At 56.7% G+C, this 20,160-nt stretch carries 16 protein-coding genes; 8 read left to right on the top strand and 8 right to left on the bottom strand.

Going from position 1 to position 20,160, the window contains the following annotated elements:
* Nucleotides 1-62 precede the first annotated feature (62 nt).
* From SHM7688_RS14865 to SHM7688_RS14855, 3 genes are all read left to right on the top strand, one after another.
* Nucleotides 63-1,583, top strand: a complete 1,521-nt coding sequence (locus SHM7688_RS14865) for a class I adenylate-forming enzyme family protein (RefSeq protein WP_058240718.1) — start codon at nt 63-65, stop codon at nt 1,581-1,583.
* Nucleotides 1,580-2,233, top strand: coding sequence for a DsbA family oxidoreductase (locus SHM7688_RS14860; protein WP_058240717.1), 654 nt, complete (start codon nt 1,580-1,582; stop codon nt 2,231-2,233). The genes SHM7688_RS14865 and SHM7688_RS14860 overlap by 4 nt, the downstream gene beginning before the upstream one ends.
* A 212-nt stretch (nt 2,234-2,445) precedes the next feature.
* Complete coding sequence (locus tag SHM7688_RS14855) at nt 2,446-3,657, top strand: multidrug effflux MFS transporter (RefSeq protein ID WP_058240716.1); 1,212 nt, start codon at nt 2,446-2,448, stop codon at nt 3,655-3,657.
* Nucleotides 3,658-3,744: 87 nt separating this feature from the next.
* Here the strand turns inward: SHM7688_RS14855 and mfd are convergent, their stop codons facing one another.
* Both mfd and SHM7688_RS14845 read right to left on the bottom strand, forming a co-directional pair.
* Complete coding sequence (mfd, locus tag SHM7688_RS14850) at nt 3,745-7,212, bottom strand: transcription-repair coupling factor (RefSeq protein WP_058240715.1); 3,468 nt, start codon at nt 7,210-7,212, stop codon at nt 3,745-3,747.
* A gap of 39 nt (nt 7,213-7,251) precedes the next feature.
* Nucleotides 7,252-7,776, bottom strand: a complete 525-nt coding sequence (locus SHM7688_RS14845) for a hypothetical protein (RefSeq protein WP_058240714.1) — start codon at nt 7,774-7,776, stop codon at nt 7,252-7,254.
* A 118-nt stretch (nt 7,777-7,894) separates the two neighbouring features.
* On the opposite strand from SHM7688_RS14845, the gene hemB reads away from it, so the two are divergent.
* Both hemB and SHM7688_RS14835 read left to right on the top strand, forming a co-directional pair.
* Nucleotides 7,895-8,890, top strand: coding sequence for a porphobilinogen synthase (gene hemB, locus SHM7688_RS14840; protein WP_058240713.1), 996 nt, complete (start codon nt 7,895-7,897; stop codon nt 8,888-8,890).
* A gap of 98 nt (nt 8,891-8,988) precedes the next feature.
* Entirely contained in the window at nt 8,989-9,549 is a 561-nt protein-coding gene (locus tag SHM7688_RS14835; RefSeq protein WP_058240951.1) for a lipid-binding SYLF domain-containing protein, read from the top strand.
* Between the two features lie 81 nt (nt 9,550-9,630).
* Here SHM7688_RS14835 and SHM7688_RS14830 read toward each other — a convergent pair whose 3' ends face one another.
* Nucleotides 9,631-10,503 (bottom strand): NAD(P)-dependent oxidoreductase, encoded by an 873-nt coding sequence (locus SHM7688_RS14830; protein WP_058240712.1) that lies wholly within the window; start codon nt 10,501-10,503, stop codon nt 9,631-9,633.
* An 81-nt stretch (nt 10,504-10,584) separates the two neighbouring features.
* On the opposite strand from SHM7688_RS14830, the gene SHM7688_RS14825 reads away from it, so the two are divergent.
* The gene (locus SHM7688_RS14825) at nt 10,585-13,050 is read left to right on the top strand and encodes a penicillin acylase family protein (protein ID WP_058240711.1); all 2,466 of its coding nucleotides are present in this window, start codon (nt 10,585-10,587) and stop codon (nt 13,048-13,050) included.
* 29 nt (nt 13,051-13,079) lie between these two features.
* Here SHM7688_RS14825 and hflX read toward each other — a convergent pair whose 3' ends face one another.
* From hflX to trkA, 4 genes are all read right to left on the bottom strand, one after another.
* The gene (gene hflX, locus SHM7688_RS14820) at nt 13,080-14,354 is read right to left on the bottom strand and encodes a GTPase HflX (protein WP_058240710.1); all 1,275 of its coding nucleotides are present in this window, start codon (nt 14,352-14,354) and stop codon (nt 13,080-13,082) included.
* Entirely contained in the window at nt 14,354-14,593 is a 240-nt protein-coding gene (gene hfq, locus SHM7688_RS14815) for an RNA chaperone Hfq (RefSeq protein ID WP_008204623.1), read from the bottom strand. Before hfq ends, hflX begins: the two co-directional genes overlap by 1 nt.
* Before the next feature lie 122 nt (nt 14,594-14,715).
* Entirely contained in the window at nt 14,716-16,236 is a 1,521-nt protein-coding gene (locus SHM7688_RS14810) for a TrkH family potassium uptake protein (RefSeq protein WP_058240709.1), read from the bottom strand.
* Nucleotides 16,237-16,240: 4 nt separating this feature from the next.
* Complete coding sequence (gene trkA, locus SHM7688_RS14805; protein WP_058240708.1) at nt 16,241-17,617, bottom strand: Trk system potassium transporter TrkA; 1,377 nt, start codon at nt 17,615-17,617, stop codon at nt 16,241-16,243.
* A 130-nt stretch (nt 17,618-17,747) separates the two neighbouring features.
* On the opposite strand from trkA, the gene SHM7688_RS14800 reads away from it, so the two are divergent.
* The gene (locus tag SHM7688_RS14800) at nt 17,748-18,233 is read left to right on the top strand and encodes a hypothetical protein (RefSeq protein WP_058240707.1); all 486 of its coding nucleotides are present in this window, start codon (nt 17,748-17,750) and stop codon (nt 18,231-18,233) included.
* A gap of 17 nt (nt 18,234-18,250) precedes the next feature.
* The gene (locus SHM7688_RS14795) at nt 18,251-18,685 is read left to right on the top strand and encodes a hypothetical protein (RefSeq protein WP_058240706.1); all 435 of its coding nucleotides are present in this window, start codon (nt 18,251-18,253) and stop codon (nt 18,683-18,685) included.
* A 47-nt stretch (nt 18,686-18,732) separates the two neighbouring features.
* On the opposite strand, the gene ntrX is transcribed toward SHM7688_RS14795, so the two are convergent.
* Nucleotides 18,733-20,157, bottom strand: coding sequence for a nitrogen assimilation response regulator NtrX (ntrX, locus tag SHM7688_RS14790; RefSeq protein ID WP_058240705.1), 1,425 nt, complete (start codon nt 20,155-20,157; stop codon nt 18,733-18,735).
* Nucleotides 20,158-20,160 lie beyond the last annotated feature (3 nt).

The following is a 20,160-nucleotide window of genomic DNA, read 5'->3' as shown; positions in this document are numbered from 1 at the left end:
CCCCTCCTGCAACCGCAACGTCGCACTTGCTCCCGCGCCACCAACCACTTACCCACCCCCCCATGACGTCCCTGTTTGATCAAGGCCCGCCACCGCCCTGCCCCAAGCGCTTCAACATGGCTGCACATGTGCTCGGCCATGCCAACGCGCTGTCAGAGAAAATCGCTTTGTCCGTGCTATCTGAGCCGACACCGCAGCATTATTCCTACGCCAAACTCCAAGCGGCCATCCTCGGCACCGGCACAGGGCTGCTCCGCACCGGGCTGATACCGGGTGACCGCGTGCTCATGCGTCTTGGAAATACGGTTGAGTTTCCGATTGCCTATCTTGCTTGCATTGCCGTGGGGCTGGTCCCTGTGCCCACATCTGCGCAGCTGACAGCGCCGGAAGTGGCAAAGATGCTCCCCACGCTGCAACCAGCGGCGATTTTACATGATGTCACAGTACCTCTACCTGACACCCCGACCATAGCCGTTCTGACGACGGAAGATCTTGCTGCCATGCATGATCTTCCGGCCGCATCATTTCATATGGGCGATCCAAATCGACCTGCCTATATCATCTATACATCTGGCACCTCTGGCACACCGCGCGCGGTGATGCACGCCCACCGGGCCATCTGGGCGCGCCAGATGATGTTTGAGGGCTGGTATGGGCTCACAAAACAGGACCGCCTGCTGCACGCCGGGGCCTTCAATTGGACATTCACTTTGGGCACCGGCCTCATGGATCCCTGGACCATCGGAGCCACCGCGCTGATCCCTGCGCCAAACACAGATCCTCAAGAGCTGCCAACCTTGCTGCGCCAGCACCGTGCGACTCTTTTTGCCGCCGCGCCGGGGGTGTACCGAAAGATGCTGGAGACACAGCCAGACCCGGCGCTTCCCGATCTGCGCCACGGGCTTTGCGCCGGTGAAAAACTTTCCGAGCCTCTGCGCACGCGCTGGAACGCGGCCACCGGCACAAAGCTCTACGAAGCCTTTGGCATGTCCGAATGCTCCACCTTTATTTCCGCGAACCCCGATCACCCCGCACCCGCTGGCACGCTGGGTCGCCCACAAAAAGGCCGTCGCGTCGCCATTTTGGCTGACCAAAACCCGACACCTCTCAATACGCCCGGCACCATTGCCATTCACCGCTCCGATCCGGGTCTCATGTTGGAGTACTTAAATGCGCCGGAGGCCACTGACGCACGTTTTTGTGGGGAGTGGTTTCTCACCGGCGACCTGGGCCAAATGGACGCGCAGGGCCATATCACCTATATGGGGCGGGCCGATGACATGATGAACGCAGGCGGCTTTCGCGTCTCCCCGCTGGAGGTCGAAGCCACCCTGATCGCACATCCAGAAATCACGTCTCTCGCAGTGACGGATGTGGAGATCAAAGCCGACACCTATGTCATCGCCGCCTTTTATACCGCAGATCACGATATCGTGGAGACAGACCTCAAAGCCTTTGCAGCCACGCATCTGGCACGCTACAAGCAGCCTCGGCTCTTCCGGCGGCTGCCCAGCCTGCCAACCAATGCCAATGGCAAACTCAACCGCCGCGCCCTGCGCGCCCTTTTTAAGGCTTCGTCATGATCAAGCTCGACATCATTTCTGACCCGATCTGCCCATGGTGCTTCATCGGCAAGACCCGCCTTGAAAAAGCCCTCGCACAGGAACCGGACCACCCGTTTGTGATCGAATGGCACCCGTTTCAGCTCAACCCGGACATGCCCGCGGATGGCATGGACCGCCGGGACTATCTGGAAACCAAATTTGGCGGCAAGGAAAACGCGGTGCGTGTCTATGGAGAGATCGAAAAACATGCGCTTGAGGAAGGGCTCAATATTGATTTTGCCGCCATCAAACGCACACCCAACACCATCAACGCCCACCGCCTGATCCACTGGGCAGGCATTGAGCAAAAGCAAAATGCCGTGGTCGACGCGCTCTTTGCGGCCTATTTCACTGAAGGGCGGGACATCGGCGACACCGATGTCTTGGCCGATATTGCCGACAGCGCTGGCATGGATGCCGCGGTGGTGCGCAAATTACTCGTCTCTAACTCCGATGTGGAAGACATCCGAAACCGCGATGCCCACAGCCGCCAGATGGGTGTAAACTCCGTGCCGACCTTCATTGTGGCCAATCAACACGCCGTCCCCGGCGCACAGCCCGCTGATCTCTGGCTGCGCGTGATCGCAGATCTGCGTGCGCAGCAGGCCGCCGGAGACGCAGCCGAATAGGTCACTGCAAACTGAACAGCCATTCATTTTCCCGCTTGTGACAGACAAACGCCCAAGCTAAGGTCGCGTTATACCACAGGACCATTCAGTACCTCTGGTATGCCCAAGCACCATCACCAAACGGGTGTAGGCCAGAGCCTTTCCGGAATGCTGTGTCGCCTTCTGACAGAACCTCTGTGCCCGCATCGCAGCCATTGCCACTGGAGCTCGTCATGACCAGAGACAACCTGCCCATGTCGCAGGTAGAATTCATTTCACTTTGCGCCATGATGTTTGCCACCATTGCATTCTCGATTGATGCTATGCTGCCGGCTCTGCCGGAAATTGCCAATGAACTCAGCCCCGGAAACCTGAATCGCGCCACGCTGATTATCACCTCTTTTGTCATGGGGATGGGCTTTGGTACATTTTTCACCGGCCCCCTTTCTGATGCCTTTGGACGCAAACCTGTCCTCATCAGCGGGGCACTTCTGTACTCGCTCTGCGCCTTTGTTGGCTGGAAATCGCAAAGCCTTGAATGGGTTCTTGCAGCACGTTTTGTGCAGGGCGTCGGTGCCGCAGGTCCGCGCATTGTGACGTTGGCGATTGTTCGGGACCTCTATTCAGGGCGCGAGATGGCGCGCATCATGTCCTTTGCCATGATGATCTTCACGCTCGTGCCGGCCATAGCACCCCTTTTGGGCAGTCTCATAATAGATCTGTCGTCATGGCGCGGCATCTTTGCCGCCTTCATCCTATTCTCTATCGCATCCGTGCTCTGGGTGGGTATTCGTCTGCCAGAACCACTCGCCAAAGAGAACCGCCGCGCTTTCAGCATGGGCAAGCTTTTGTCTGGCGTAAAAGAGATGTGGGCGATCCCCGCCGTGCGCACCTCCATGCTGGTGCAATCGCTCATCTTTGCCGGGCTCTTTGCCATGATCAGCTCCGTGCAACCCATCTATGCCCAGACCTTTGATCGCGCGGATGAATTTCCACTCTGGTTTGCTGGCATCGCATTGATTTCAGGCACCGCAAGCCTGCTCAACGCCCGCTTGGTGATGGTGTTTGGCATGCGCAGCCTCGTTACCATCGCCGTCAGCACACAGATCTTTTTTGCCATCGCCATTCTGGCGGCATACGCCTCTTCCAACACCTCCGTGCATTTTGCCGCCTTTGTCATCTGGCAGACAGCCACCTTCTTCTCCATCGGCTTCACAATCGGCAACCTCAACGCCTTGGCGATGGAACCACTGGGCCATATGGCGGGCACTGCGGCCTCTGTGATGGGCGCCTTCGCCACCATTCTAGGTGGTCTTCTGGCGACACCAATCGGGCTGGCTTTTGACGGCACCCCTCTGCCCATGGCGATGGCGCTTGGCATTTTCGCAGTGATCAGCTTTGGCCTGATGCTGCACATGCGCCGTCTGGAAGCACTCGCGGCATGAACGCCCGAGTTGCACTCCGCGCTGCTCTTAACACTCCTTGAAAAACAAGCATCCTGCCCCACGCACGACCGTCGGCATTGATGCAGGTTACGTGCTCGCTTTCGCCTTAGCCTTCTTCCGCTCGTTGACCACCTTCTGCGCAAGGTCCCGCGCAATTGCAAAGGCACCTTTGATCTTGTCAGACGATTTCCCCCAATCGCGCCGCACAACAATCTTGTTGTCTTTGACCTTGGCCAGCCCCTTTTGCTCGGTGATGAATTCCACCAGCCCCTGTGGCGAAGCGAATTTATCATTGTGGAACTGGATGGTCGCCCCCTTCGGCCCGCCGTCCAGCTTCGCAATACCGGCTTTCTTACACATCTCTTTGATACGCACGATCAGCAGCAAGGTGTTGACCTCTTTGGGCAGTTTACCAAAGCGGTCAATCAGTTCGGCAGCAAAGCCTTCGAGTTCCACCTTGCCCTGCAACCCGCTCAAACGGCGATAAAGGCCCAGCCGCACATCCAGATCCGGCACATAGGTTTCCGGGATCAAAACAGGCACACCCAGATTGATCTGCGGTGCCCATTGATCATCCCCATCTGACAGACCTTCCAACTCGCCAGCCTTGATCTTGGCAATGGCCTCCTCAAGCATGGATTGATAGAGTTCATAGCCCACATCCCGCATCTGACCAGATTGTTCTTCGCCCAGAAGGTTACCGGCCCCGCGAATATCGAGATCCTGAGAGGCAAGCGTAAAACCGGCCCCAAGCGTGTCCAGAGATCCCAGAACCCGCAGCCGCTTTTCCGCCGCGGGTGTCAGCTTCACACGTGGCTTGGTAGTTAGATAGGCATAGGCACGGGTCTTGGAGCGACCCACACGCCCCCGGATTTGGTAAAGCTGCGCCAATCCAAACATATCCGCGCGATGTACAATCATTGTGTTGGCGGTTGGAATGTCCAATCCACTTTCAACAATCGTGGTCGCCAACAGAACATCGTATTTACCGTCATAGAAGGCGTTCATCCGGTCATCCAGATCACCTGCCGCCAGTTGGCCATGCGCCGTGATGAAACTCACCTCAGGGACGTGATCACGCAAAAACTCTTCAATCTCAGGAAGGTCGCTCACACGCGGCACAACATAGAAGCTCTGCCCACCGCGGTAATGCTCCCGCAAAAGCGCCTCACGCACGGTCACAGCATCAAAGCTGCTCACATAGGTGCGGATCGCCAGACGGTCCACCGGCGGCGTGCCAATGATAGACAGATCGCGCACACCCGAAAGGCTCAACTGCAGCGTGCGCGGGATCGGCGTCGCAGTCAACGTCAGAACATGCACATCACTGCGCATCTGTTTCAGCCGCTCCTTATGGGCAACCCCAAAATGCTGTTCTTCATCGATGATCAGCAATCCTAGGTTTTTAAAGCGGGTGTTTTTGGCCAAAAGCGCATGTGTGCCGACCACGATATCCACCGTGCCCCGCGCCATGCCGTCGCGAGTTTTCTCAGCCTCTTTCGCAGAGACAAAACGCGACAACGATCTGACTTCTAAGGGGAATCCTCTAAATCGCTCTTGGAAACCCTTCGCATGCTGACGCGCCAGAAGTGTGGTCGGCGCAATCACCGCCACCTGCTGCCCGGACATCGCCGCCACAAAGGCCGCGCGCATCGCCACTTCGGTTTTGCCAAAGCCAACATCGCCGCAGACCAACCGGTCCATCGGGCGTCCCGATGCCAGATCGTCAATCACATCGCCGATCGCGCGCAACTGATCATCGGTCTCCTGATAGGGGAAACGTGCGGAAAACTCTTCCCAGGCGTGATGCTGCGCTTCGAGCACAGGGGCGGAGCGCAATTCCCGCTCCGCTGCCACCCGGATGAGACGATCCGCCATCTCTCGAATACGTTCTTTGAGTTTGGCCTTTTTGGCCTGCCACGCCCCACCGCCAAGCCGATCCAGCAAACCCTCATCATGGCCATATTTGGAGAGCAGCTCGATATTCTCTACCGGCAGGTAAAGCTTTGCATTTTCGGCATATTCCAGAGAAATCGTCTCATGCGCGGCCCCAGCCGCCGTGACCACTTCAAGCCCAAGATAGCGCCCGATGCCATGGTCTACATGCACCACCAGATCACCCGGGCTCAAAGATTGTGTTTCCGTCAGGAAATTCTCTGCCCGCTTCTTCTTACGCGGCGCCCGGATCAACCGATCCCCTAAAACATCCTGCTCTGAAATCACCGTCATATGCGGCGTTTCAAACCCATGTTCCAAAGCCCAGACCGCCAGATACAACCCGCTCGTGCCAATCCGGCTGGCATCTTTGACATGAATGGTTTCAGCCAAACCTTCATCTTCGATAAGCCCGCTCAAACGCTCACGTGCCCCCTCGGAGTAGCTGGCAACAACAACCGGACCATCTGGTAATTTCTTGTTAATATGTTCCGCCAAAGCCCCGAAAAGGCTCAGACTTTCTTGTTGCCTCTCAGGAGCGAAATTGCGCCCAATCCGCCCACCAGCGTCAATCGTTCCGGGGCCTGAGGCCTGCGGCAAAGCCGAAAAATGCAACATCCGCCGCCCTGCAACGGCCTGATCCCACGCGGCTTCATCCAAATACAACAGACCCGGCGGCACAGGCTTATAGACCGTATCCATCCGCGCCTTCTGGCTCATCGCATGTTTGCGGGTTTCATATTGATCGTCAACGGCATCCCAACGCGCAATGCGCGCCACATCCATCTGATCATCAACAGAAATGGAGGCATCCGGCAGGTAGTCAAACAAGGTTTCCAGACGCTCGTGAAAAAACGGCATCCAGTGTTCAACACCCTGATGTTTGCGTCCGGCGCTGATCGCTTCATAGAGCGGATCGTCCGTGCCCGCCGCGCCAAATTCAATGCGGTAGTTCTGTCGGAATCGCGTAATCGCCGCTTCATCCAGAATGACTTCACTGACCGGTGCCAACTCAATGTTGTCGAGCTTTTCCGTCGTGCGTTGGGTCGCGGGATCAAAGCGGCGCGCTCCGTCCAGAACATCCCCAAAGAAATCCAACCGAACCGGACCGGTGTCACCGGGAGGAAAAATATCAATGATGCCGCCTCGAATGGCATAATCGCCGGGTTCCATCACAGTCGGCGCTTGAGAAAACCCCATACGTACCAGAAACTTACGCAATGCTCCTTCATCTACGCGCCCATCAACATGGGCACGGAAGGCGGCCTCTTTGAGCACATCGCGCGCCGGCACACGTTGTGTCGCAGCATTCAGCGTTGTCAGCAAAACAAACTGCTGAGGCATCCCATGTACCAACCCCGCCAGGGTCGCCATCCGCGTGGCGGAAATATCGGCATTGGGGGACACTCGATCATATGGCAGACAATCCCACCCCGGAAAGACAATCACGGGCATGTCTGGCCGGAAAAACTCCAGCGCCGCCCGCGTCGCCACCATCCGCTTGTCATCACGGGCCACATGCATGACCGGGCCACCGCTCTTTTCTACCTCATTGAGAATAAGCTGTGCGTCAAAGCCTTCCGGCGCCCCGCCAACAGAGATGTGCTGCGCGTCTTTCATCACTCTTATCTTTCAATTTCAGTAACTTGCACCACGGGTTTATCCCAAAGGTGAGACCAGAAGATTTTGGTACATACCCCACAATGAGGTCACAAAAATAGAGATCATGCCAACAAACTGCACCCAAAAGCGATGTCGCGCCAAACGCTTTCGCAAGGCGTCGCTCTGCAAGCTCTCCATGTGAATATGCCTTGCAGCACGTATGCTCATGGCCCCTACGAGGCTCATTGGCAGAAAGATCAAAAATACCGCCTGCGCAAATTCGATCTGATATTGCCAGCCCAGCACGGCAAGGCCGGTGAGGATGAAGCAGGTGATGCCAATCAGCCAAAGGCCAGAAACCGTCGCGATATGCAGGATCCTATTGATGTTGATGCGCACCAGATCATGAAAATCTGCCTCTGCCTGCCCGCCATTGCGCTTGGCCCGCAACACAAGATCCCACGGCACCCCGAGCACCCAATGGCTGGCAGATGACCAGAAAACAGCCAGAGCGATCCAAAACCACAGGTTTGAAAAGCTTCGGAAGTCGATGAGTTCAAGTACGGTTTGGCTCAGGTCCAAGGTGTTTACTGCCCATAAGATTTTCCATTCCACATACCCTGCCCATGCGGCAATTCCTAGCCTTGAGATGTGGGAAATTCCATGGCACCTGTGGGCACGGAATGTAACGGAGCCCGCAATGACCCTCACGCCTGCCAATTTCCCAACCGCGCGCCTGCGTCGCACACGTCAATCCAGCGCAATCCGCGGTCTTGTGCGCGAAAACACGCTGACCGTGGATGATTTGATCTGGCCTGTGTTTGTGCGTGACGGCGACGGCGTTGAGGAGCCCGTGCCCTCTATGCCCGGCGTCTTTCGCCGCTCGGTCGACAAAATTGTTGAGGCCGCGCGCGAAGCTGCAGATTTGGGCATCCCTGTAATCTGTCTCTTTCCCTACACCGATCCCGCTCTGAAGACCGAAGACTGTGCAGAGGCTTGGAACCCCGACAACCTCTCCAACAGAGCCACACGCGCCATCAAGGCGGCCGTGCCCGAAATCGCCGTTATGACCGACATCGCATTGGATCCCTACAACATCCACGGCCACGATGGATTTGTTGAAAACGGTCATATTATCAATGATCGCACTGTCGAGGCTCTGGTCAAACAGGCGCTCTCGCAAGCAGAGGCAGGCGCCGACATTCTTGGCCCGTCTGACATGATGGATGGGCGGATTGGCGCCATTCGCATTGCCCTTGAAGCCAAAAACCATCAAAACGTGACCATCATGAGCTACGCGGCCAAATATGCCTCTGCCTTTTATGGGCCCTTCCGCGATGCGGTTGGGGCGTCCGGTGCTCTAAAGGGGGACAAAACCACCTATCAGATGGATCCCGCCAACTCCGACGAAGCCCTGCGCCTTGTCGCCCGTGATCTTTCTGAAGGCGCGGATATGGTTATGGTCAAACCCGGCATGCCCTATCTGGACATCTGCCGCCGTGTAAAAGACGAATTTGGCGTGCCGACCTTTGCCTATCAGGTGTCCGGTGAATACGCGATGATCAAAGCCGCCGCGCAGAATGGCTGGATTGATGGCGATCGCGCGATGGTCGAAAGCCTAATGGCCTTCAAACGCGCCGGATGTGACGGGATTTTGAGCTATTTTGCGCCGGAAGTTGCCCGCAAAATGGGCTGAACAGGCGCACATCTAGTGACAGGTTGTTCGGGGCTGACTATACTGCGGTCAATCCCGGACCCAACCGGACCACGAGCAAACAGAATACAGGCAACATCATGAACAATCTCACTCGTCGCGGCTTTGCGCTGACCGGCCTCGCAGCTGCAGGCATGACCGCCGCATGCGGCAATGGCATCGGCTCTAATGGCGCCAATGAAATCGACGCACGCGTCGATACCACGCTGAATTATCTCTACAACGAATACCCCAACACCCGCGATCTGCGCGACAAATCCACCGGCATTTTGGTGATGCCGCTGATCACAGAAGCAGGTCTGGGCTTTGGCGGCGGATATGGCCGCGGTGCGCTGCGGGTCAACGACGTGACCGTCGATTACTACTCCGCGACCAAAGGCAGCGTTGGCCTGCAATTTGGGGCACAACAACACGCACATGTTCTGTTCTTCATGACCGAAGGTGCCCTGTCTGAATTCCGCCGTTCCAATGGCTGGGCTGCCGGCGCGGGCGTTGAGTATGTTGTGGCCAATGAAGGCGGCGATCTCAGCGCAGAGACCACCAACTTGCTGGCCCCGGTGATTGCCGTGGTGTTTGGTCAAGCAGGCCTCAAGATTGGCGCAACGCTCGAAGGCATCAAATATACGCGCATCATCCCATAAGTAACGGCCCTGCCCGTTCATTTTCCAAAGATAAAGCGCGGGGCATCCCGCGCTTTATTTGTTTCTAAAAGCTTGAAAAAATCAATCCAGCGCGCGCAGGCGTTTGATCAGACTGGATGTATCCCAACGCCCACCGCCGAGCTTCTGCACATCTTTGTAGAATTGATCCACCAGCGCCGTCACCGGCAAGCTCGCCCCAATCTCATCGCCAGTGGACAACACAATGCCGAGATCTTTGCGCATCCAGTCCACGGCAAACCCGTGCTCAAACTGATCCTCAATCATGGTTTCATACCGGTTCTGCATCTGCCAGCTGCCTGCGGCCCCCCCGGCAATCACCTCAACAACCGCGCGCCCATCCAGCCCGGCTTTCTCAGCAAAATTCAGCCCCTCTGAAAGGCCCTGTACCAGACCAGCAATGCAAATCTGATTGACCATCTTGGTCAGCTGACCAGCACCACTTTCTCCCAAACGTTTGATTGAGCGCCCATAGGCCTGCATGATCGGCTCTGCCTTGTCGTAGGCGGCTTGGTCACCACCGCACATGATCGACAAAATACCGTTTTCAGCACCGGCCTGACCGCCTGAGACAGGCGCATCCACAAAGGCGACGCTTTTTTCCGCGGCCGCACTGTAAAGCTCAGAGGTCACTTTTGCAGACACCGTCGTATGATCAACAAATGTGGCCCCCGAATGCATGCCCGCAAAGGCACCATCCTCGCCCAGACAGACAGAGCGAAGATCATCATCATTGCCCACACAGCACATGACAAACTCAGCCTCCAAAGCCGCTTCACGCGGCGTGGCAGCAAACGCTCCGCCATGTTCATTGGCCCAGGCCTCCGCTTTGGCGGTCGTGCGGTTATAAACCGTGACCTCATGCCCCTCTTTCAAAAGATATCCGGCCATCGGATAGCCCATCACTCCCAAGCCCAAAAACGCAACTTTTGCCATTGGCTTTCCCCTGTCTGTCATTCGTCGTAATACTTGTCTCGCCTGCACCCGCAGAAGGCAAGAACAATCAGGGACAGAGACATGGCGACCTTTTTTCAATGGCTGATGCGCATCGCCAGCGGCTTGGTGATTCTCGTCGTGCTTGCAGTGGCGATGATCTATTTCCTCGCCTCGCGCAGCCTCCCGACCTATGATAAAACCTTCACCGCAAGCGGTATTTCGCAACCTGTCGAAATCATCCGCAACAACGCCAATGTCCCGCATATTTTTGGGAACAATGACGAGGATGTTTTCTTTGGCCTCGGTTATGCCCATGCACAGGACCGGCTCTGGCAAATGATCACAATGCGGCGCACTGTACAGGGCCGCCTCTCCGAAGTGTTTGGGCAACAAACGCTGGAAATCGACACCCTGATGCGCCGGCTCGATTTGGCCACGGCGGCCCGCATGTCCGTATCCGCACAGGATCCCGACATACTGATCGCGCTTCAAGCCTATGCACGCGGCGTGAATGCCCGCATTGAGGAGGTCAACCAAGAAGCATTGGGGCGCGGCGCACCCGAGTTATTCTTGTTCCAGCAGACCTTCGCGCCCTGGCAACCCGCAGATTCCATTGCGCTTCAGAAGCTTATGGCGCTTCAGCTCACGGGTCACCTGCAATCAGAGGTGCTGCGCGCGCGCACATCTCTTGCCCTCCCCGATGCAGATCGTCTGCGTGACATCCTGCCTGATGCCCCCGGTAAAGGCATCGCAACCCTGCCCAAATACGCCAATCTGGTGCCGGGCACGCCTGTATTTGCGCAGTCCCAACCTTTGCCTGCACATCCACTGTCTCCATTTACGCCGCTCCCTCTGTCTGGGGCCTCCAATGCATGGGCTGCGGCCCCTTCGCGCAGCGCCGCCGGCGGCACCTTGCTGGCAAATGACCCGCACCTCGGTCTGTCTGCACCCGCAATCTGGTATCTGGCCCGCCTAGAGCTGCAAAGCGGTGGTGTGATCGGTGCCACCATTCCCGGCATTCCAGCCATTCTGGCAGGGCGCAGTGATCAGCTGGGCTGGGGGGTGACAGCGGCCTATGTCGATGACCAGGACATCTTCATCGAAGAACTAGATGCGTCAAACCCAGAGTCCTATCGCACATCCACAGGTTTCAAGCCTTTCAAAACACGCAAGTCGATCATCAACATCAAGGATGCCAAGCCCGTCACGCTCACCCTGCGCTGGACAGACAATGGCCCCGTTCTTCCCGGCTCTGCGTTCAATCTCGCGGCAGTGACGCCCCCCGGCCACGTAGCGTCCCTTGGCTGGACCGCGCTCAGCCCACAAGATCGCTCAACCACAGCGCTCATGGGGCTCATGCGCGCGACAGATATTTCAGCGGCGCTGGCCACCGGCAAAGACCATACTGCCCCCGGTTTGACCCTGACTTTGGCCGACCAAAATGATGTGGCCATGGCTTTGATCGGCGCTCTGCCGCGTCGCGACGCAATCCATCAAAGTCAAGGACGCCTGCCTTCCCTTGGATGGCGGCCGGAAAACCAGTGGCAGGGCCTGCTCCCAGCCACAGATACCCCCACCTTCGAGAAACCCTCCGGCGGCATTCTCGGCAATACCAACAATAAAATTGTAGAGCGCCCCTTCCCCCGCCATATCTCGTTCTTGTGGGGGGACAGCCAACGCATCCAGCGCTGGCAACGCCTGATGCAGAACCGCCGCGTCCACACCCGCGATAGTTTTATCGAAGCACAGTTGGATACCGTCAGCTTTTCGGCTCGGGCGCTCCTGCCTCTAATCGCCGCAGATCTTTGGTACACAAGCGAAGCAGCGCCAGATGGTTCTCGCGCACGCCAACGTCAACGCGCATTGGCGCTTCTGTCTGAGTGGAATGGCGAGATGAACGAACATATGCCCGAACCCCTGATCTATGCGGCGTGGATGCGCAGCCTGCAAAGCCGCCTCATCCGCGACGATCTTGGCCCGCTGGCCGAGGAGTTCACCCATGTGGAACCTCTCTTCATCGAACGGGTGTTCCGGGATGTGGAGGGCGCCGCCGCCTGGTGTGACGTCCGTCAAAGCGCGCGTATGGAAACATGTTCCGAAATGGCACAGCTCGCATTGGATGATGCGCTTCTGGCAATTGAAGAGCGCTACGGCCAACAGCTAGAGGCACTGCGTTGGGGAGATGCTCATCAGGCAACCCATGATCACCCGACACTCGGCAAGGTTCCGCTCCTGCGCTATTTCGTCAACATCCGCCAATCCACCTCTGGCGGCGACAACACCCTTCAGCGCGGCAAAACTGCCGGTGTAGGAGACAATCCATTCCTGAATGTTCACGCCGCAGGCTATCGTGGCGTCTACGATTTTGCCGATCCCGACAGCTCTGTCTTTGTGATCTCAACCGGGCAATCTGGCCATTTCCTATCGCGCTTTTATGACGATATGGCACAGCTTTGGAGGCGTGGTGAATACATCCCAATGTCCTTGGACAAAGAGCTCGCGCGCGCCGCAGCTGTGGGCGTTACAATCATAACGCCCACACCTTAGGTCTCTAAGAATTTCTGAAAATCAGACGCCTACAGCGTCTGATACTGCGCGCGCTGCTTGGCACTCCAAAGCACTTCGATTTCAAAGCCTTCGTCGGTCTGCGTTTCCGCTTCAACCACGCCTTCCTTAAACAGCCAAGCCCGCGCTTTGCCTTCCGAAAAGCTCAGGGAGAGCACTTCACGGGTCTTCTCACTGGCCAAGGCCTTGGCAATGGCCGCAAACATGTCATCCAGACCCTGACCACTGACAGCAGAAACCGCAAAGATACCCTCTTCACGCTCCGCCCGAGCCACAACAGCCTCTCTGTCATCGGCGTCCAACAGATCAATCTTGTTCCAGACCTCAATCTGCGGCGTTTCCTCGCTCATGCCAAGCGTTTCAAGAATGCTGCGCACGTCCTCAGCCTGATGTTCTGTTTCAGGATGTGCAATGTCGCGCACATGCAGCACCAGATCCGCCGCCAGCACCTCTTCCAGTGTCGCCCGAAACGCCGCCACAAGCTGTGTTGGCAGATCACTGATGAACCCCACCGTATCCGACAGGATCACCTCAGGTCCGTTGTTGGGAAGCTCCACCGCCCGCATGGTTGGATCGAGCGTGGCAAAAAGCATATCTTTCGCCATCACATCCGCACCGGTGACACGGTTGAAAAGCGTCGATTTTCCGGCGTTGGTATAGCCCACCAGAGCAACAATCGGAAACGGCACTTTCGCGCGCGCTTTGCGATGCAATTCACGGGTTTTCACCACCTTCGCCAATTGCCGCCGCAACCGCACCAGTTGATCGTCAATCGCACGACGATCCGCCTCGATCTGGGTCTCGCCGGGACCACCAACAAAACCAAGGCCGCCGCGCTGACGCTCAAGGTGGGTCCAAGCCCGCACCAAGCGTGTACGTTGGTAGGACAAGGCCGCCATTTCAACCTGCAGCACACCTTCCCGCGTGCGCGCCCGATCAGAGAAAATCTCAAGGATCAATCCGGTCCGGTCCAGAAGTTTGACCTTCCATTCCTTTTCCAGATTGCGCTGCTGCACCGGCGTCACCGGTCCATCAATCAGGACCAGCTCCACCTCATTGGCCTTAAAAAGCGCCTTGAGCTCTTCGATCTTGCCCGATCCAAACAGCTTACCGGGCTGCGCTTTTGACAAACGCACAACATTTGAGCCTACAACTTCAAGCTCAGGAAGCGCGGCTGCAAGCGATATGGCCTCTTCCAATGCGAAAGAGGCCTCGCGCCGCTGCTCAGCGCTAGTGATATCGGGATGCAGGACCCAAGCGCGGGTAACCTGCGTGTCATGCTCCATCAAGAGGCGTCTTCGCCTTCATAAAGAGAGATCGGCTGGGCCGGCATGATGGTAGAAATCGCGTGCTTATATACCAGCTGACTCTGGCCATCGCGGCGCAGCAACACACAAAAATTGTCAAACCAGGTGATCACACCCTGCAATTTCACACCGTTAATCAAAAAGATAGTCACCGGAACTTTGGTTTTCCGGACGTGATTCAAAAAAGCGTCTTGGAGATTCTGTCGATCCGAAGCCATGTCGCGTTTGCCTTTGTTCTTGTTCGTGCATCGGGTAGTCGTGCGAGGCGAGTATGGAACGCGTTTTTGAGACTTACCAGCCTAAAAAGTTAAGTTTTTTGCCTGCCTTATCACCAAACGCATCATTTCTGCCACAAATCAGGGGACATCAACGCAATGATCGCCAAGGCTTCCAAGCGGCCAACGATCATTGCTGCACAAATAATAAGCTTTTCCGGCGCACCAAGTGAGGAAATCGCAATCGGAAACTCACCCGCCACCTGCGTCAGAGGCCCCGTCGTGGTCAGTGCGGAGATGGCGAGGATCAAGGCCTCCTGAAAGCTATTGCCCAACACAGCAAGCACCATTGTGACCGCCGCCAAAGACAGCGCAAAAAGCATGAAAAACACCCAGGCAATCACTGCGCCCCGGCGCCGGATACCCTGCGCTGCCGCACGTCGGCGCCCCAGCACCACATTTGGATGCACAAGGCGTTCCATTTCACCCAACCCCTGCAGGTAAAGCGCATACACCCGGAGCAGTTTCACCCCGCCCGCAGTGGTCGCCACGCCACCACCCACCATCGCCAAGGCCAAGAGGATCAAACCGGGCGTCTGAAGACCGCTCCACTCTCGTGCCACGCTCCATTCGGAACTTTCAAAACCGGTTGTGCTCAGGAAGCTCAGCACTGTGAACACCCCACCCCAAGCCGCTTTTATCGCCGCCGCACTGTCGTTGATGGCCTCTTCTTCCAGAGCTCCAAACCAATGGCGCATAAAAAGCATCGCTGGCACAGCCACGACAATCAAAAAGCCAAGACGCAGTTCAGGATCATCCCAAAGGTTGCTGCGCTTCACAGCCCCCGTGTCCGAACTGAACGTACCGCGCGACAACGCAAAGAGCAGAAAGAGAAAAATAACCAATTCTCCCGCCACCCCAGAAGCTGCATCAGCAACACCACCAATGCCAGAAATACCACTGGTTGAGAGGGTGGCCATGGCATGCATCAAAGCCGTGATCGGACGATCCCCAAGGATCAGCAGCATCACCCAAAGTGCAAATGTCAGCCCCACATAAATGGGCACCAAGGCCCGCGCGGCTCGGCTCCATCGTTTCATTGGGCGCGCGCGCTGCATCTGACCATGATTGTTACTGTTTTGCCCCGCATCCCCCAAAGCGGTAACCTCAAAGCCCCCCAGGCTCAACGGCGCAAGCACAGCCGCCGCCGCCACCCACATCAACAATCCCCCCATCCAGCCGACCATCCCGCGCCAAAGGTGCAGGGCCTCTGTCAACATGCTTGCCGGTTCAAAGGTGGTCATTCCAGTTGTGGTCAAACTGCTGACCATTTCAAAGTAGACCGTGACAAAAGGCACAATATCCAGGGATTCATAAACCGGTATGGCCAGAACAGCGGGCAACACCAACATCGCAAGAAACATGGCCTTCAGGTTGTCGATGATACGCAAGTTGCGACGTGTGCCTTGCACCGCCAAAGCAATCAGCGCACAGGCAAACATTACCAGCAGACCAGAGTAGAAAAACATCTGCGCCACGTGGTCATCGTTCTGCCGGTTGGCCACCACCGCGGGCACAAACATCATGCCCCCAGACATCAGGGCCATCTGCACAAGCAGAGGAATACGTGACAGGCTCAGCTTCATCTGATCAGAAGAAGTCGATAGAGACCTGCAACAGCTGCTCCACTGCGGGCACATCCGCAGTCAAAACAAACAGCGCGATCACATCGCCTTCGTCAATACGCGTACCACCTTTTGGCTTCACGACCTCTTTGCCTTTTTGAATGGCACCGATCAGCACACCTTCGGGAAAGTCTACATCCCGTACCATCTGCCCGGCAATGGGCGAGGTAGAGAGCACTTCGGCCTCGATGATCTCCGCTTCCGCATCACCAATGGAATACACGGCACGCACACGTCCATGACGGATGTGGCGCAGGATCGAACTCACCGTAGTGGCGCGCGGGTTGATAAAGGCATCAATACCCAAAGGTTTCATCAGCGGTGCCAAGGTGGGGTCATTGATCAGCGCAATCGCCAGCGGACAACCATTTGCCTTTGACCGCACAGAGGCCAGCATATTGGTCTTGTCATCATCCGTCACCGCCAGGATCGCGTCCGCGCGGTCCACGCCCGCTTCGGTCAAAAGCGCGGCATCCAATCCATCCCCATTCAAAACAATGGTCCGTTCCAACGCCTCTGCTGCACGCTCAGCAACTTTGCGATCGCGCTCAATGATTTTCACGCGGATACGGTTGGCACTTTGCTCCAGCCGCTGGGCCACCATCAGGCCAACATTCCCGCCGCCCATGATAATGGCGCGTTCCTGCTTGTTTTGAGGTTTTCCAAAAACCTCCATGGTGCGGTTCACGTCCGCCGCAAATGTGAACACATAGATTTCGTCGCCAACAAACAGCTGGTCTCCCGGCTCAGGCGCAAAAAGCGTGCCACCACGCCGCACGCCAACTACGACCGCACTCAATGTCGAAAAAAGATCCGTCAACTGCCGCAGAGGGGTGTTCACCACCGGACACTCCTCGTCCAACAACAGCCCCAGCATCTGCACCTTGCCCTTCAAAAAAGTCTCGGCATCAAATGCGCGCGGCGCGGTAAGTCGTTTTAACGCGGCATCGGCAACTTCGCGCTCAGGCGAAATCACAACGTCAATCGGCATATGATCGCGCCGATAGAGATCCGAATATAACACATCCAGATAAGACTGGCTGCGCAGGCGGGCAATCTTGCGCGGCACCGCAAACACCGAATGTGCCACCTGGCAGGTCACCATATTCACTTCATCTGAATAAGTCGCCGCGATCAGCATATCCGCATCCCGCGCTCCGGCCCGATCCAGCACATCGGGGTAGCTCGCAAAACCAGAAATCCCTTGAACATCAAGGGTATCCGTGGCGCGACGCACGAGATCAGGGTTGTTGTCGACAACGGTGACGTCGTTGTTTTCACCGGACAAATGGCGCGCAATTTGCCATCCGACCTGACCGGCCCCGCAGATAATGACCTTCATGTGCTTCCCTCATGGGTTTCAAAAAAGCCATGCCAGAAGGGGGAACGGAGGTCAATTGTTACCATTGACCTCGCCCCCCAATCGCGCTTTGATTGTATGCAATTTCAGTTGGTTGAGGCGAGAGTTCGCAATGAAAAAAATAACATATGCCATGGCTGCCGCAGCAATCGCTGTCGCCGGGTGTAGCCCCACCACCTATTCCGGGTTTTCTCATCCTTCCGCGTCGCGCGAAACAGCCTCACGTGACGATACCGCCTGTTCTGTCGAAGCCAACCAGCTTTTCCCTGCTGCCAATTTCACCACAACAGTCTATGGGGGGTTCCACGGTGGGTACGGTGGCTATGCAGGCGGTTATTGGGGCGGTTATCCGGGGTATTGGGGCGGTTCTCATGTTCAGATGCGCGACGCCAACGCCTCCATGCGCGCGGAACATCGGCAAGACTGCATGACGCTCAAAGGCTACACGCCCGTCACGCACCCTATCTGCACAGAAGCACAGCTTAACGGCCAAAACTATCGCCCGATTTCTGGCGCGCCCAAGCCTGCACCAAATATCTGCGCCATTCGCGCTCAAAGCGGCGGCGTTGCTTTGGTTGATCTAAACGCCCCCGTGTAAGAGAGAAGGACAAAACCATGAAACATGCTTTCGTAACAGGTCTTGCCGTACTCGCACTCAGCGGCTGCACCGAATTCAAAACCTTCTACAAAGTGGGTCAGACCAAGACAGACTTGAACGTCGATCAGGCGCAATGCAATCGCGCCGCCGCTGACGCATACCCACCGCGCATCGTCACGGATTGGTGGCCGATCTATGATTCCAAAGGCCGCGTCGTCAGCCAGCGCATGGAGCAATATGACATCAACGAGGGCCCGCGCTACACTGCCGCGCGCAACTGTATGGTGGAAAAAGGCTATGAACGCGTGACCATCCCCTATTGTAAGGATGAACAGCTCGCTGGCCGCAATTATGCCAAGATCGAAGTGGCCCCAGAACTTACGCCCAGTATCTGTGGTCTGCGCACCGAAGGTGGCGGACGCGTCTTGATCGATCTGAGCAAACCAATCTGATCAGGTTTTGATAAAGGGGGCCATGCGCCCCCAGAAAGAGGCAAGCGTCAGCTTGCCTCTTTTTCTGTGCCATCCTCTGTCTCGTTGACATGTGCCACGCGTGCACCCGCCTTGTTCGACGTCACGACGCCCAGAGATTTCAGCTTGCGATGCAAGGCACTGCGTTCCATCCCAACAAAACTGGCGGTCCGGCTGATATTACCCCCGAAACGGTTGATCTGGGTCAGAAGGTATTCACGCTCAAACGCCTCTCGCGCTTCTCTCAAGGGAAGTGTCGCCAAAGTGCCAGACAAGACGACCCGCCCGTCATCAGAAGGCGCCTCACTTTCTCCGGGCAACTCGCGGCTCTCAATCGGGCCTTGACCGTCGCCCAGAATAAGCACGCGCTCAATCAGATTCTTGAGCTGGCGCACATTGCCCGGCCAAACCATGGTCTGCATCAGCGCCACAGCCTCCGTGCTCAGCTCACGCAGTGGCAGGCCCTGCCCTTCATGTAGTTGCTGAAGGAAGTACCCGGCGAGCGCAGGAATATCTTCGCGACGCTCCTCCAGAGAAGGCACAGCAATCGGCACAACGTTGAGCCGGTGATAAAGCTCTTCCCGGAAGCTCCCATCCGCAATGGCCTGCCCCAAATCCCGGTTTGTCGAGGAAATGACACGTAAATCCACACGCACCTTCTTGGAGCCACCCACACGCGTGAATTGCTGATCGACCAGCACACGCAGGATCTTGCTCTGAGCGGCCAATGGCATGTCAGCCACTTCGTCAAAATAGACAACACCGCCACTGGCCTGCTCCAACAGACCTGTTTCAATGCCCCGCTCAACGCTCTCACGACCAAACAGGATTTCTTCCACACGGTCCGGATCCATACCCGCACAGGACACTGTTACAAAGGGCGCCGCCGCACGATTGGAATTGGCGTGAATATAGCGTGCTGCCACATCCTTGCCGACGCCTGCCGGTCCAGTCAGCATCACCCGCCCGTTGGATCGCGTCACCTTGTCCAACTGAGAAATCATCCCGCGATAGGCTGCACTTTCCCCAATCAAATCGGTAGGCTTACTGTCCTGACGTTTCAGCTCCGTATTTTCCCGCCGCAACCGGCTGGTTTCCATCGCGCGTTTGATCACGACCAAAAGCTGATCGATGTTGAAGGGCTTCTCGATAAAATCATAGGCCCCCTGCTTGATCGCCGCGACCGCGATCTCAATGTTGCCATGTCCGGAAATAATCACCACCGGCACCTCTGGATAATCGGTCTTCACAGCTTTCAGGATGTCGATGCCATCCATATTGCTATCCTTCAGCCAGATATCGAGGATCATCAGGGCGGGCTGTTCCCGCGTCACCTGCTCCATGGCCTCGTCGGAATTGCCTGCCAACCGTGTGCTATATCCCTCATCCTTGAGGATATCGGAAATCAGTTCGCGAATGTCGCGTTCATCGTCAACAATCAGAATGTCACTCATAAT

Origin of the sequence: Shimia marina (genome assembly GCF_001458175.1) — a bacterium.
Classification (GTDB): domain Bacteria; phylum Pseudomonadota; class Alphaproteobacteria; order Rhodobacterales; family Rhodobacteraceae; genus Shimia; species Shimia marina.
The sequence above is the reverse complement of the archived record's forward strand: the minus strand, read 5'-3'. Positions and strand labels throughout refer to the sequence as shown.